Genomic DNA, 14,357 nt, shown 5'->3' on the forward strand with positions numbered 1-14,357 from the left:
TCCCATGTCCTCAACCAATCTGCTATGCGCCGGCGGCCTTGCCACGCCGTTCCGCTCGATCCCCGCCGACGAGGCGCTGGCGGTGCTGGAGACGCATTACGGCCTGACCGGCACCCTGCAACGCCTGGACACCGAAAAGGACGACACCTTCCGGCTGGCCACGCCCAGGGGGGAACGCTTCATCGCCAAGTTCTCGAACCCCGACGAGGATCCGGCCGAGCTGTCGCTTCAAACCGACCTGCTGGACCATCTGGCGCGCGTCGATCCCGGCCTGCCGGTGCCGCGCGTGGTGCGCAGCCGCGACGGCCTGGGCTTCTTCACCGTCACGGACAGCCACGGCCAGCCGCGCATGGTGCGGATGCTGACCTATCTGGAGGGCACGCCGCTGGACCGGATCGATCCCACCCCGGAGGAGCGCTTTCGGCTGGGTGCCACGCTTGCCCGGCTGCGGTTGGCCATGGCCGGATTTTCGCATCCGCACGAGGCGCGTGAGATCGCATGGGATGTCCAGCACCTGCCGAAGCTCGCCTTCCTGCTGGACGGCGTGACCGATCCCGACCACCACGCCATGCTGGCCGAAGGGATGGCGCGCTTTCGCCAGATCGAAGGCAAGCTGCGGACCTGCCGGCGCCAGGTGCTGCACAACGATTTCAATCGCTCGAACGTGGTCGTGGACCGCAGCGACCCGGCTTTCGTCACCGGGGTGATCGACTTCGGCGATGCCGTGCGCACCCATATCGTCATCGACCTCTCGACCGCGCTGCTGGCCTATCTCGAACCCGAGGGCGGGCCGGCGATGTTCGACCGCGGCCGCGACCTGCTGGCCGGCTATCTCTCGGTCGCCGACCTGACCCCGGACGAGTTGGAAGTCCTGCCGCATCTGGTCATGGCCCGCGTCATCGCCCGCACGCTGATCACGACATGGCGGGCCCGGCAATTCCCGGATAATGAGCCCTATATCATGCGAAACACCCATCAGGGCTGGCAGCAGCTTCGGCAGTTCCTCAGCCTGCCGCCGGACCAGATCAGCCGGACATTCGCCCCAGGCGCCGCAAGCCAGGCGGCCCGCAAGACAGAGGAAGCACGGATATGAATGCGCAGGACAAGCCCCGGATCAACGTGGGCATGGTGAACGGCTTCGACCCGGACGACATGGACAGGCTCGATCCGGCGATGCAGGATCTGATCCGCCGGCGCCGCAGCCTGCTGGGCCCGGCCTATCGCCTGATGTATGCCGATCCGGTGCAGATCAGCCGTGCCCAGGGCACGAAGATGTGGGACCGCGACGGCAAGGAATATCTGGACGCCTACAACAACGTCGTCTCGGTCGGCCATTGTAACCCGCGCGTGGTCGAGGCGGTGCATCGGCAGATGCAGACGCTCTGCACCCATACCCGCTACGTGCAGGACGGCATCCTGGAATTCGCCGAGCAGATCGTGCCGACCTTTGGCGCACCGATCGAACATGTCATGTTCACCTGCACCGGCTCCGAGGCGAACGACCTAGCGCTGCGCATCGCCATGCACCAGACCGGGCGCAAGGGCATCGTCATCACCTCGGAAGCCTATACCGGCAACTCGCACCTGACGGCGGGCCTGTCGCCCTCGCTGGGCAGGAAAAGCCCGCTGGGGCAATGGGTGCGCCGCATTCCCGCGCCCGATTCCTATCGCATGGAGCCCTCCGAGATCGGCGCCTTCCTGGCCCGCCAGGTCCGGCACGAGATCGACGAGCTGGAACGTCGCGGCGAAGGCATCGCCGCCTTCATCGCGGATTCGCTGTTCTCCTCGGACGGGATCTATGCCCATCCGACCGACATCCTCCAGCAGATCGCCGAGGTCGTCCATGCCGCCGGCGGCGTCGTGATCGCCGACGAGGTGCAGGCGGGCTTCGGCCGCTCGGGCGACCGGCTCTGGGGGTTCCAGCGCCACGGCCAGCACCCCGACATCGTCACCATGGGCAAGCCGATGGGCAACGGCTTCCCGGTCGCGGCGGTGGCCGTTCGCGGCGAGGTGGTCGAGCGTTTCGGCAGCGAGATGCGCTATTTCAACACCTTCGGCGGCAATACCGTGGCCATTGCCGCGGCGCAGGCGACCTTCGATGTGATCCGCGACGACAGGCTGCAGGAAAACGCCGCCCGCATCGGCGCGATGATCCAGGACGGCTTGCGCGAGATCGCCCAAGAGGACGGGCGCATCGGCGACGTGCGCGGCGCGGGCCTTTATATCGGGGTCGAATTCGTCAAGGACCGGGACGGCAAGGAACCGGATTCGGCCACGGCCCTGGCCGTGGTCGACGGCCTGCGGCAGCGGCGGGTGCTGATCTCGGCCACCGGCCATCACGCCAATACGCTGAAGATCCGTCCGCCGCTGGTATTCTCGGAAAGCGACGTGGACCGGCTGCTGACCGAGACGCGCAACACGCTGGCCGCGATCTGACGAAGCGCCGCAGGCGGCAGGGACGAGCCCAAGGGAACAGGACAGATGATCACCGGCAACACCCGGATCTTCTTCATGCTTGCAGACCCGATCCACCATGTCCGCACCCCCGAAGTCCTGAACCCCTTGTTCAGGGCGCGGGGCATCGACGCGGTCATGGTGCCGGTCCACTATGCGCCTGCGGATTTCGCCGCCGCCTGGCAGGCGATGAAGCGGATGCGCAACCTGGGCGGCATGGTGGTCAGCGTGCCGCTGAAGGAACAGGCGCTTGAACTGGCCGATCGCGTCGGCGCCGAGGCGCAGGAGCTGGGGGCCGCGAATACCGTCCGCCGCGAAGCAGACGGAACCATGGTGGCCGAGAATTTCGACGGCCGCGGCTTCCTGCAGGGGCTGCTGGGCGGGGGCGCCGATGCCCAGGGGCGCGAGGCGTTGCTTCTGGGCGCCGGCGGCGCCGGGCGGGCCATCGCCTTCGGCCTTGCCCGCAGCGGCGTGGCCTCGTTGCGCGTGCATGACCCCGACGCGGCCCGCGCGCAATCGCTGGCCGACAGGATCGCCGCCGGCTATCCGCAGCTGCGCGTCAGCGCAGGGCCGAACGACCTGGACGGGGTCGACCTGCTGGTCAATGCCTCGCCCTGCGGGCTGCACCCGGAAACCGACCCGGCGCCGGTCGACCTGTCCCGGTTGCGCCCCGAGATCCTGGTCGCCGACATCATCATGAAGCCGCGCGAAACCCCGCTGCTGCGCGCCGCGCAGGACAAGGGCTGCCAGGTCCGCCATGGCGCGCCCATGCTCGACTGCCAGCTTGAGCTGATGCTGGAGTTCTTCGGGCTCTGAGCCGGCCTCTGCGGCATCAAAGCCCCCCGCCAGGCGTCACCCCCGGCCGGACGGCTATTTCCCGACGAAGGAGAAGTTCTGCGAATAGTTTTCCTTCATGAACTCGATGAAGTTGTCGCGGAATTGCCGGGTATGGGCATGGGCCAGCGCATCCGCCCGCTCGACGTCCCGCGCCCGGATCGCCTCCAGCATCTCGCTATGCTCGTCCGTCAGCAAATAGCTGTCGTTGCTGCGCTCGATATAGTCGAAATGCAGGTGCAGCATGCGGCGGCCCTGGTTCAGCAGCCGCTCGTAGAAGGCGGCCAGATAGAGGTTCCGGCCGGCGCTGGCGATGGCCATGTGGAACTGCTTGTTCGCCTCGGACATCAGCAGGTGGTTGCCGTTCTTGACCGCCGCCTCGAACTCGGCCTGGCGCGCGGCAATGGCCTTCAGGTCGGCCTCGCTGCGCAATTCGGCGGCCAGGCGCGTGTTCATGCGCTGCGCCACGTCCAGCGCCTCGACATATTTCGGAAAGCTCAGCACGTCGATCGGCGCCACGATGGTCGAGCGGTTCGACAGCGTCACCACCAGGTCGTCGCCCGACAGCCGGATCAGCGCCTCGCGGATGGGCGAGCGGGACATGCCGAATCGCTCGGCCAAGGTCGTCTCGTCCAGAAGCGCCCCCGGCTCCAGGACCAGGGACAGGATTTCGTCGTGCAAGGTCTGGTAGACAAAGCGCCAGCCCGTCCCCTTGGCATGCCTGATCTCAGCTTCGTCGGCCAAACGCGTTCTCCTGCCGGTGTTTTCTGCACCCGATGATAGGGCCAGGCGAAAGCCGATGTCGACACAAAGTTTTTGTTGACGTGTCGTCATTGTGTCGTCATGCTGGATTCATGTCGGCACAATGTTGACAAAAAGAATGCCGCAGAGACGACAAGCCAAAGACCAACACACCGGGAGACTGACATGCTGATGAAGAAAATCTCGAAACCTGCGACAATCATGGCCCTGGCCGTCGCGCTCTCGGCGGGCGCTGCCCCTGCCCAGGAGGCGGGCGGCTATTGGCAGAAGGTTCAAAGTGCCGGCAAGCTGCGCTGCGGCGCCGCCGTCGCCCCGCCCTATGTGATGCGCGACCCGGCGACGGGCGAATATTCCGGCTTCTATGCCGATCTCTGCCGCGAATTCGCCGCCGTGCTGGAGGTGCAGCCCGAGTTCATCGACACCACCTGGGACAATATCGTGGCCGGGCTTCAGGCCGGGAAATGGGACATGTCGCTGGCGCTGAACCGCACGCCGGTGCGCGCCATGGCGGTGCAGTTCTCGATCCCGGCGATGGAATACCAGATCTCGCTGGTCTACAACAAGGACAACCCCAAGATCCCCGCGAACCCGGTTTCGGTCGCCGATGTCGACGTGGCCGGCGTCACCATGGCGGTCATGTCCGGCACCGCCCAGGACAAGGCGATCTCGGCGGCGGTCAAGAACGCGACCATCCTGCGCCTACCCTCGGCCGACGAGACCCGCCTCGCGGTGCAGTCACGCCGCGCCGACATCATCGTGGACGCCTCGGACACCAACCTGCTCTTCACCCAGGCGAACCCGGACTGGGCGGTCGCCCTGAACCCCGAACCGGCGCTGGCCAAGCAGGGCGTGTCCTTCGGCTTGCCGCTGAACCTGCGCGCCTCGGACGTGGCGGTCGTGGACATCTTCCTGGAGGAAAGGGTCGCCACAGGCGCCGTCGATGCGCTGATCTCGAAGGCGGCCGACGAGGTCCTGGCCGCGGCCGGGAACTAAGACCTGCCCCACACGACAAGAACTGCTCAACGAACCGGCGCGGGAGGCGGCGGTTCGCGGAAAAGCCATATTCGGGAGTAAGGCTTATGGCGGATATGCGGGACGGGTCTGCGCTGGTCGAGATCCGCGACCTTCACAAGAGCTATGGTCCGAACATCCAGGTTCTCAAGGGCCTGGACATCCAGATGATGCCGGGCGAGCGGGTGGTGGTGATCGGCCCCTCGGGCGGCGGCAAGTCGACCCTGCTGCGCGTGGTCATGGGGCTGGAGCAGATCCAGGGCGGCTCGGTCCGCTTCGGCGGCAAGCCCTATATCTCGGCCAAGGGCGACAAGACCGTCATCGACACCGAGCTGCGCAAGCAGATCGGCATGGTCTTCCAGCACTACACCCTGTTCCCGCACCTCAGCATCATGGAAAACCTGATCCTCGCCCCGCGCAAGGTCCACGGTGAAAGCCGCGCCTCGGCCCGCGAACGCGGCCAGAAGATCCTGGAACGCTTCGGCCTGGGCGCCAAGGCCGACGCCTATCCCAGCCAGCTGTCCGGCGGCCAGAAGCAGCGCGTCGCCATCGCCCGCGCGCTGATGCTGGACCCCAAGCTGATGCTGTTCGACGAAGTGACCTCGGCGCTCGACCCGGAACTGGTGGCCGAGGTCGAGGCGGTGATCCTGCAACTCGCGGAAAGCGGCATGCCGATGATGATGGTCACGCATGACATGTGGTTCGCCAGGAACGTCGCCAGCCGGGTGATCTTCTGCGCCGGCGGCGTGGTGGTCGAGGACGGCCCGCCCGAACAGGTGCTGGGCGACCCGCGCGAAGAGCGCACCCGCGAGTTCATCAACCGCGTCTTCCACATCAAGGCCTGAGGCGCGCCATGGATTACACACTCGACTTGGGGGCGGTGACCCGGAACATGGGCCCGCTCATGGACGGGCTTTGGGTGACGCTGCAACTGACGCTGGCCGCCAATGCCATCGGCGTCGTCGCCGGTTTCGCGCTGGCCCTGCTGACCACCAGCAAGCTTGCCGTCCTGCGGCTTCCCGCGATGCTGTTCGTGGAATTCTTCCGCTGCACCCCGGCCATCGTGCAGATCGTCTGGTTCTTCTATTGCGTGCCGATGATCTTCAACGTGTTCTGGGGCCCGGTCTTCATGGGCATCGTCGCCCTGGGCCTGAACCTGACCGCCTTCAATGCCGAAGCCTATCGCGCCTCGATCCAGGCGGTGCCGCGCGAGCATCTGGATGCCGGCATCGCGCTTGGCCTGTCGCCGACGCAGCGGATCCTGAACATCGTGCTGCCGCAGGCCCTGCGCAATTCCGTGCCGGTGCTGCTGACCAACGGCATCGGCATCTTCCAGCAAAGCGCGCTGGTCGCCATCGTCGGCGTGGCCGACCTGATGTATCAGGGCAAGACGCTGGCCACGGCCACCTATCGCCCGATCGAGACCTTCACGGTCGTCGCCCTGATCTATCTCGCCATCTCCTACCCGGTCGGCCAGTTCGTGAACTGGCTCGAGCGCCGGCAGAGCTATTCCTAAGGGGGACGGGTCATGGGTATGACACTGGATTTCTCGATCCTGCTGCGCTTTACCGACGCGCTGGCGCTGGGGCTGTGGACGACGCTCAGGCTGACCTTGCTGTGCATCGTCCTGGGCACCACGCTGGGCTTCGTCATCGGGTTGCTGCGCAGCAGCGGCAATGCCGTCGCCCGCGGCCTGCTGGGCCTTTATGTCGAGCTGTTCCGCGGCACGCCGGTGCTGATCCAGCTGTTCTGGATCTTCTTCTGCCTGCCGCTGATCCTGGGGGTCGAGTTCTCGAACTTCGTCTCGGCCACCATCGCCCTGACGCTCTACATGGGCGCGATCACCTCCGAGACCTTCCGCGCCTCGCTGCGTTCGGTGGGGCGCGAGCAGATGGATGCCTGCGTGGCGCTTGGCCTGCCGCGCCGGGCGCAGATCGTCAACGTGATCCTGCCGCAGGCGGTGCTGCGCGCCGTGCCGACGCTGCTGTCGAACGCCGTCTCGCTGTTCAAGGAAAGCGCGCTGGTCTCGGCCGTGGGCATGGCCGACCTGATGTTCATCGGCCAGAACATCTCGAACAACACCGCCCGTCCGGTCGAGGTGCTGACCGTGGTCGCCGCCATCTACTTCGTCATCGCCTTCCCCCTGACGCGAGCCGTCACCGTGGTCGAGCAGAAGCTGCTTCGCAAATTCTCTGCATAATTATCTGGAAAGAAAGGAAACGCCATGAAACTGCAAGGTGTCATGCCCGCGCTGGTCACGCCCTTCGATGCGGCCGGCAAGATCGACTTCGCCGCTTTCGAGAAACTGCTGACCAACCTGCGCGAAGCCGGCGTCTCGGGTTGGGTGCCCTGCGGCTCGTCGGGCGAATACAACTTCATGTCGGATGAAGAACGCGACAGCGTGCTGCAATTCGTGAAGAATTTCGCCAAGCCGGGCGAGATCCTGATCGCCGGCACCAACGCCCCCTCGACCGCCGGCGTCATCGCCAATACGCTGCGCGCCAAGGAAATGGGCTATGATGCCGTGCTGCTGGCAACGCCCTTCTACACCAAGCCGACCCAGGCCGAGCTGATCCGGCATTTCCAGGCGGTGCTGGACGCCACCGACATGCCCATCGTGCTTTACAGCTATCCCGACAAGGACGGCATCGAGCTGGGCTGGGAGGTGCTGGACGCGCTGGCCGACGATCCGCGCGTCATCGGCATCAAGGAAAGCTCGGGCTCGCTGCAGCGCGCCATCGGCATCGCCACCCGCTACAAGGACCGCATTCAGCTGGTCTCGGGCTCGGACGACATCGCGCTGGACTTCATGTTCTGGGGCGCCGACGCCTGGATCTGCGGCCCGGCCAACTGCATGGCCAGGGCGGTCTGCGACCTGGACCGCAGCTATCGCTCGGGCGATCTCGACAAGGCGCGCGAACAGATGGCGACGCTTTATACTGCCATGAACATCCTGGAATCGGGCAAGTTCGTGCAGAAGCTGAAATACGGCTGCGAGATCCAGGGGATGCCGGTCGGCGAATGCCGCGCGCCGCTGGGTCCGCTGACCGACCAGGAAAAGGCCGATTTCCGCGCCGCGATGGAGCCGATCCTGAACTGGTAAGCCAACCTGGCCGGGCGACGAGCACCGCCCGGCCGCCACGAGATCAAGGGAGAGGGACACAGCATGACCACCGTGGTTGTCGGCGCCGGCATCATCGGGACCAGCCTGGCCTATGAGCTGCAAAAGCGCGGCCGGCAGGTCGTCCTGCTGGACAAGGGCGAGGTCGGGCGCGGCGCCTCCTATGGCAACATGGCCTCGATCGCGGTGACGGAATTCATGCCCGCGTCGCGCCCCTCGGTCTGGCGGCAGATCCCCGGCTGGATGCTGGACCCCGAAGGTCCGGTCCGCATCCGCCCCTCCTACATGCCCAGGCTGGTGCCCTGGTTCGCCCGCTTCGTCGCCGCCTCGCGCCCCTCGAAGCTGCGCGCCCTTGAGGCGCAGGGCGCGGCGCTGTGCTTGCGCGTCTATGACGACCTCTTGCCGCTTTTGCACGAGACCGGGCTGATCGGCGAGCTGACCGAGGAAGGCTGCCTGTCGCTTTACAGCGACGAGGCCGATTTCCGCGCCGACCGCGAGCATATCGAGATCCTCGAACGCTTCGGCTTTCCGCACCAACGCCTGACCGGCGCCGAGGCGCGCGAACTGGAGCCGGAACTGTCGGACAGCATCGGCATCGCCGTGCTGTTTCCGCAGAACCGCAGCCTGCGCGACCCGTATCGGCTGGTCGTGGCCCTTGCCGACCGCTTCGCCGCCTTGGGCGGGCGCATCGAGCGGGGCGAGGTCGCGGGCTTCGACCGCAGCGACCGCGTCACCGCGGTGCGGCTGGCGGACGGCCGCACCATCCCTGCCGCCGAGGTGGTGATCTGCGCCGGCGCCCATAGCGCGCGGCTGTCGAAACTGCTGGGCGAGCCGATGCCGCTGGAGACCGAGCGCGGCTATCACACCCAGATCATGGCGCCCGGCATCGCCATGCGGCATTCGATCATCTGGCCCGCCCGCGCCTTCATGGTCACGCCCACCGCGGGCGGCATCCGCGTCGGCGGCACGGTCGAGATGGCGGGGCTGGACGCAGCCCCCGACTATCGGCGCAGCAAGATCACCGTGAAGCGTGCGCGCGAGGCGCTGCCGAACCTGGCTTGCGAGGATTTCACCGAATGGATGGGCCACCGGCCGGCCTTCCCCGATACCGTGCCGGTCATGTCGGCCTCGGCCAGGGTGCCGGGCGTGTTCTACGCCACCGGCCACGGCCACCTGGGCGTGACCTATGCCGCGACCAATGCAAGGCTGATGGGCGACCTGATCACCGGGGCGCCCCCGCCCATCGACATGCGCCCCTATCGCATCGACCGTTTCTGAAAGGGAGTTCCCATGACCCAGAAGGTTTGTCTGATCACCGGCGGCGGCCGCGGCATGGGCGCCGCGGTGGCGCGCGAGATGCATGCTCGCGGCTACCGGCTGGCGCTGATGTCGCCCTCGGACAGCTGCGAGACGCTGGCGGCGGAACTGGACGGCGTGGCCCGGCGCGGGGTCGCGCAAAGCGCCGACGACCTCAAGGGCATCGTCGATCTGGCGATGTCCAGCTATGGCCGCATCGACGCGGTTCTGAACCACACCGGCCATCCGCCGAAAGGCGACCTGCTTGAGATCACGGATGAAAACTGGGATCTCGCCAACGACATGATCGTGAAGTCGGTCGTCCGCATGGCGCGGCTGGTGACGCCGATCATGCAGGCGCAGGGGGGCGGCGCCATCGTCAACATCACCACCTATGCGGCCTTCGAGCCCTCGCTGTGGTTCCCGGCCTCCTGCGTCTATCGCGCCGGGGTGTCGTCCTTCACCAAGCTTTATTCCGACCGCTACGGCCCGGACAACATCCGCATGAACTGCCTGCTGCCCGGCTTCACCGACAGCCTGGACGTCGGGAAATTCGGCGATCTGACGGCGCTCAAGCGCATCGGCAAGGTCGAGGAACAGGCCAAGGCCGCCGCTTTCCTGCTGACCGACGATTCAAGCTACATCACCGGCCAAAGCCTTCGGGTCGATGGCGGTCTGACCCGGCACATGTGAGGAACAAGATGCAGACCAGACTTTATATCAACGGCGAATGGGTGGCCCCGGCCGAAGGCGGGACGCTGCCGGTCATCGACCCGGCGACCGAGGAAGTGTTCCATCACATCCCCGCCGCCACCGCCCCCGATGCCGAGGCCGCCGTCGCCGCCGCGCGCGAGGCGTTCGACAACGGCCCCTGGCCGCGCCTGACCGGCGCCGAGCGCGCGAAATACCTGCGCGCCATCGCCCAGGGCATCCGCGACCGGCTGCCGGAACTGGCGCATATGGAGACGCGCGACAACGGCAAGCCGCTGCCCGAATCCGAATGGGATCTGTCGGATGCGGCCGGCTGCTTCGACTTCTACGCCGATCTGGCCGAGGAACTGGACGGCGAGGTCGAGGAGATCGCGCTGGCCGACGACCGCTTCACCGCAAAGGCGGTGCGCGAGCCGTTGGGCGTCGCGGTCGCCATCGTGCCCTGGAACTATCCGCTGCTCATGGCCTCGTGGAAGGTCGCCCCGGCGCTGGCGGCAGGCTGCACCATGATCCTGAAGCCGGCCGAGACCACCTCGCTGACCGCGCTGGAACTGGGTGCCATCGCCGAGGCGGCGGGCCTGCCCAAGGGGGTGCTGAACATCCTGTCCGGCAAGGGCTCGGTCGTGGGCCAGGCGCTGGTCGAGCATCCGCAGGTCGACAAGGTGGCCTTCACCGGCTCGGGCCCGGTCGGCTCGCGGATCATGGCGACGGGCGCCCGCGACATCAAGCGCATCAGCCTGGAGCTGGGCGGCAAGTCGCCCTTTGTCGTCTTCGCCGACAGCGAGATCGAAAAGGCGGTCGAATGGATCATGTTCGGCATCTTCTGGAACCAGGGCCAGGTCTGCTCGGCCACCTCGCGCGTGCTGGTCGAGGCGCCGCTTTATCCCCGCCTGCTGGAGCGGCTGGTCGAGGAAGCGCAGAAGATCCGCATCGGCAACGGCCTGGACGAGGGCACGCTGCTCGGCCCGCTGGTCAACAAGAGCCAGTATGAGGACGTCCTGCGCCATATCGACCGCGCCGTCGAACAAGGCGCCACCGTCGCCTGTGGCGGCCGGCATGACGGCTTCGACAAGGGCTTCTGGGTCGCGCCCACCATCCTGACCGACACGGCCCTGGACAGCGACGCCTGGGTCGAGGAGATCTTCGGTCCCGTCGTCTGCATCCGCCCCTTCGACACCGAGGACGAGGCGATCCGGCTGGCCAACGACTCGCGCTTCGGCCTGGCCGCCGCGGTGATGTCCGCCGACGAGACGCGCTGCGAGCGCGTCGCCCGCGCCTTCCGCGCCGGCATCGTCTGGATCAACTGCAGCCAGCCCACCTTCACCGAGGCGCCCTGGGGCGGCTACAAGCAATCCGGCATCGGCCGCGAACTGGGCCGCTGGGGCCTGGATAACTATCTGGAAACCAAGCAGATCACCAGCTTTGTCAGCAAGGAACCCTGGGGGTGGTATCTGAAATGAGCTTCGAGAAATCCCTCGACATCCTGCTGGTGCATTGCCAGGGCGAAAGCGGCAACGTGCTGGTCGGCGGCGCGCCCGAGATTCCGGGCGCCACCATCCTCGACAAGATGAACCACCTCAATCATGTGGACCCTTCGCTGCGGCTGTTCCTGACGCGCGAGCCCCGCGCGCAGGTGGTCCATACCACCAACCTGCTGCTGGCGCCGACGCGACCCGATGCCGATGCGGGCTTCATCGTGCTGCAACCGGATCGCGCCCACCCCATGTCGGGCTCGAACTGCATCTGCGTGGTGACGGCGCTGCTGGAAACCGGGCGGGTGAAGATGGTCGAGCCGGAAACCGTGGTGCGGCTCGACACCGCCGCCGGGCTGATCCTGGCACGCGCGCAATGCGAGAACGGGCGCTGCCTGTCGGTCAGCCTCGACAACGTGCCGGCCTTCGTCCAGCAGCTCGACGCCCCGGTCTCGACCCCGCAATGGGGCACGATCCGAGCCGACATCGCCTTCGGCGGCGTCTTTTATGCCCAGATCGACGTGGACCAGGTCGGCCTGCGCATCGTCCCCGAGGCGGCCCGCGCCCTGGCCGAGGCCGGGACCGAGATCAAGGCGCTCTTGGCCGAGCAGGTCGCGGTCCAGCACCCCGAGATCCCCAGCCTGGACGAGATCGCCTATGTGATGTTCCGCGACTACCGGCCGGACGGCTCGGTCGTCACCTGCACCACGCTGAAGCCGGGACGGGTGGACCGCTCGCCCTGCGGCACCGGCTCGTCGGCCAATCTGGCGGTGCTGCATGCGCGCGGCCTGGCCAGGACCGGCGACAGGCGGCTGTCGCGCAGCATCATCGGCGGCACCTTCACCGCCGAGATCCTGGGCGAGACCACCGTCGGCGACCGCCCCGCCATCCTGCCCCGCATCACCGGGCAGGGCTATGTCTTCGGCCGCCAGCAATTGCGGCTGGACCCGCAGGATCCCTTTGCCCAGGGCTTTGCCCTGTCGGACACCTGGGGCCCGCAGGTGGGTGAGCTATGACGCTTTCCGGGCAATCCATCCTCGTCACCGGCGCGACCGGCGCCATCGGCCGGGCGATCTGCCATGCGCTGGTCGCCGAAGGCGCGCGGGTCGTCATCCATTACGGCCGCAACCGCGACGCGGCCGAGGCGCTGCTGGCCGCGCTGGACGGGCGGGGCTGGTGCCTACCGGCCGACCTGTCCGACCCCACCGCGCCGCAGGCGCTTTGGGATCGGGCGGCGGCGGGGGCGGGCCGGCTGACCGGGCTGGTCAACAATGCCGGCATCCGTTCCGAGGTCGCGGTCGATGCGCCGATGGACGAATGGCAGCGGGTCTGGGCGCGCGAGATGCGGGTGAACTTCCTGTCGGCCGTGGACCTGTCGAAGCTGGCGATCCCGCACTTTCGCGACAATGGCGGCGGGCGCATCCTCAACATGGCGAGCCGCGCCGGCCAGCGCGGCTATGCCTCGAATGCCATGGCCTATGGCGCCTCCAAGGCCGCGCTGATCAACCTGACCAAATCCATCGCGCAAAGCCATGGCCACGAAGGCGTGACCGCTGTCGCGCTGGCGCCGGGCTGGGTGCGCACCGACATGGCCGAGGCTTATGTCGCCCGGCACGGCGAGGCAGCGGCGCTGGCCGGCATCCCCATCGGCCGGATGGCCGCGCCCGAGGAGATCGGCGAACTCGCCGCCTTTGCCTTCCGTCCCTCGCAGGCATCGCTGAACGGTGCGGTTCTGGATATAAACGGCGGCAGCTATCTGAGGTAAAACCATGCGCTTCAAGGACAAAACCGTCATCGCCACCGGCGCTGCGGGCGGCATCGGCTCGGCCATCGCGCGGCGCTTCGCCGCCGAGGGCGCCCGCGTCGTCATCACCGACGTGAACGCCGAAGGGGCCCAGGCGACCGCCGCCGCCATCCCCGGCAGCCGGGCCTTGGCCAGCGACATCTCGCAGCCCGAGGGTTGCCGGGCGATCATCGAAAACGTCATCGCCACCGAAGGCGCCATCGACGTGCTGTGCAACAATGCCGGCATCAACCGGCGCGGCAACCTGCTGGCGCTGACGCCCGAGGACTGGCGGCTGTCCTTCGCCATCAACGTCGATGCGATGTTCCACCTGTGCCAGGCCGCCCTGCCGCATATGATCGCGGCCGGCGGCGGCGCCATCGTCAACACCGCCTCGCAATGGGGGCTGCACCCGGCGCCGAACCACATCGCCTATAACGTGACCAAGGCGGCGGTGGCGAGCTTTACCCAGAACCTGGCCCGCGACTACGCCCCCGACAAGATCCGCGTGAACGCCGTCTGCCCCGGCGAGATCCACACGCCCATGCTCGAGGCGGGGGTCAGGCGCGCGGGCCGCACCATCGCCGACCTGGACCGCCTGGTGCCCTTCGGCCGCATCGGCAAGCCCGAGGAGGTGGCGGCGCTCGTGGCCTTCCTGGCCTCGGACGAGGCGGCGTTCATGTGCGGCTCGCTGGTCGAGATCACCGGCGCGCAGGCCGTGGCCTGACGGCCGCCAGGGGCAAGGCCCCTTGCAGCAGGCGGGCGGCATTCGCGGCAAACCCGCGGCGCGCACGGAACTGGAACCAAGGCTTGCGGGTTTCCCGTCCTGGCAGCGGGGAAACCGAACAAGCCGACCGGGCCGATGCGGGCCGGCATCCATGCACCGGCTGCGCGCTCACTGCAAAGGAAACGA

15 protein-coding genes are annotated in these 14,357 nt (G+C 67.3%); 14 read left to right on the forward strand and 1 reads right to left on the reverse strand.

Annotated elements, in window-relative coordinates:
- Positions 1 to 4 precede the first annotated feature (4 nt).
- From E3U26_RS16275 to E3U26_RS16285, 3 genes are read left to right on the forward strand one after another with little or no spacing between them, the layout of a single operon-like run.
- On the forward strand, positions 5 to 1,093 hold the full coding sequence (locus tag E3U26_RS16275; protein ID WP_499106023.1) for an aminotransferase class III-fold pyridoxal phosphate-dependent enzyme: 1,089 nt from the start codon (positions 5 to 7) through the stop codon (positions 1,091 to 1,093).
- A complete protein-coding gene (locus E3U26_RS16280) occupies positions 1,090 to 2,436 on the forward strand; it encodes an aspartate aminotransferase family protein (RefSeq protein ID WP_499106024.1) in 1,347 nt (448 codons plus the stop codon). The genes E3U26_RS16275 and E3U26_RS16280 overlap by 4 nt, the downstream gene beginning before the upstream one ends.
- A 45-nt stretch (positions 2,437 to 2,481) precedes the next feature.
- A complete protein-coding gene (locus E3U26_RS16285) occupies positions 2,482 to 3,270 on the forward strand; it encodes a shikimate dehydrogenase family protein (RefSeq protein WP_036758010.1) in 789 nt (262 codons plus the stop codon).
- Positions 3,271 to 3,324: 54 nt separating this feature from the next.
- Here E3U26_RS16285 and E3U26_RS16290 read toward each other — a convergent pair whose 3' ends face one another.
- Entirely contained in the window at positions 3,325 to 4,032 is a 708-nt protein-coding gene (locus E3U26_RS16290) for a GntR family transcriptional regulator (RefSeq protein ID WP_499106025.1), read from the reverse strand.
- A 183-nt stretch (positions 4,033 to 4,215) separates the two neighbouring features.
- On the opposite strand from E3U26_RS16290, the gene E3U26_RS16295 reads away from it, so the two are divergent.
- The 11 genes from E3U26_RS16295 to E3U26_RS16345 all read left to right on the forward strand — a co-directional run bounded on the left by E3U26_RS16295 (position 4,216) and on the right by E3U26_RS16345 (position 14,171).
- Positions 4,216 to 5,043, forward strand: a complete 828-nt coding sequence (locus E3U26_RS16295) for a substrate-binding periplasmic protein (protein ID WP_499106027.1) — start codon at positions 4,216 to 4,218, stop codon at positions 5,041 to 5,043.
- Positions 5,044 to 5,138: 95 nt separating this feature from the next.
- Positions 5,139 to 5,906 carry an amino acid ABC transporter ATP-binding protein gene (locus E3U26_RS16300; protein ID WP_140847392.1) on the forward strand — a complete coding sequence of 256 codons (768 nt, stop codon included), beginning with the start codon at positions 5,139 to 5,141 and terminating at the stop codon, positions 5,904 to 5,906.
- An 8-nt stretch (positions 5,907 to 5,914) separates the two neighbouring features.
- Positions 5,915 to 6,577, forward strand: a complete 663-nt coding sequence (locus E3U26_RS16305; RefSeq protein WP_072461298.1) for an amino acid ABC transporter permease — start codon at positions 5,915 to 5,917, stop codon at positions 6,575 to 6,577.
- A gap of 18 nt (positions 6,578 to 6,595) precedes the next feature.
- Positions 6,596 to 7,261 carry an amino acid ABC transporter permease gene (locus E3U26_RS16310; RefSeq protein WP_499106360.1) on the forward strand — a complete coding sequence of 222 codons (666 nt, stop codon included), beginning with the start codon at positions 6,596 to 6,598 and terminating at the stop codon, positions 7,259 to 7,261.
- Positions 7,262 to 7,285: 24 nt separating this feature from the next.
- Positions 7,286 to 8,164: a dihydrodipicolinate synthase family protein gene (locus E3U26_RS16315; protein ID WP_499106028.1), complete on the forward strand. Its 879-nt coding sequence runs from the start codon at positions 7,286 to 7,288 to the stop codon at positions 8,162 to 8,164.
- A gap of 63 nt (positions 8,165 to 8,227) precedes the next feature.
- On the forward strand, positions 8,228 to 9,460 hold the full coding sequence (locus E3U26_RS16320) for an NAD(P)/FAD-dependent oxidoreductase (RefSeq protein WP_499106029.1): 1,233 nt from the start codon (positions 8,228 to 8,230) through the stop codon (positions 9,458 to 9,460).
- Positions 9,461 to 9,472: 12 nt separating this feature from the next.
- Complete coding sequence (locus E3U26_RS16325; RefSeq protein WP_499106030.1) at positions 9,473 to 10,171, forward strand: Rossmann-fold NAD(P)-binding domain-containing protein; 699 nt, start codon at positions 9,473 to 9,475, stop codon at positions 10,169 to 10,171.
- Positions 10,172 to 10,179: 8 nt separating this feature from the next.
- Positions 10,180 to 11,649 (forward strand): aldehyde dehydrogenase family protein, encoded by a 1,470-nt coding sequence (locus tag E3U26_RS16330; protein ID WP_499106031.1) that lies wholly within the window; start codon positions 10,180 to 10,182, stop codon positions 11,647 to 11,649.
- Complete coding sequence (locus E3U26_RS16335; RefSeq protein WP_499106032.1) at positions 11,646 to 12,677, forward strand: proline racemase family protein; 1,032 nt, start codon at positions 11,646 to 11,648, stop codon at positions 12,675 to 12,677. Before E3U26_RS16330 ends, E3U26_RS16335 begins: the two co-directional genes overlap by 4 nt.
- Positions 12,674 to 13,426 (forward strand): SDR family NAD(P)-dependent oxidoreductase, encoded by a 753-nt coding sequence (locus tag E3U26_RS16340; RefSeq protein WP_499106033.1) that lies wholly within the window; start codon positions 12,674 to 12,676, stop codon positions 13,424 to 13,426. The genes E3U26_RS16335 and E3U26_RS16340 overlap by 4 nt, the downstream gene beginning before the upstream one ends.
- Before the next feature lie 4 nt (positions 13,427 to 13,430).
- Positions 13,431 to 14,171 carry an SDR family NAD(P)-dependent oxidoreductase gene (locus E3U26_RS16345; RefSeq protein WP_499106034.1) on the forward strand — a complete coding sequence of 247 codons (741 nt, stop codon included), beginning with the start codon at positions 13,431 to 13,433 and terminating at the stop codon, positions 14,169 to 14,171.
- Positions 14,172 to 14,357: the final 186 nt, after the last annotated feature.

Source organism: Paracoccus ferrooxidans (assembly GCF_029909815.1).
Taxonomy (GTDB): Bacteria; Pseudomonadota; Alphaproteobacteria; order Rhodobacterales; family Rhodobacteraceae; genus Paracoccus; species Paracoccus versutus.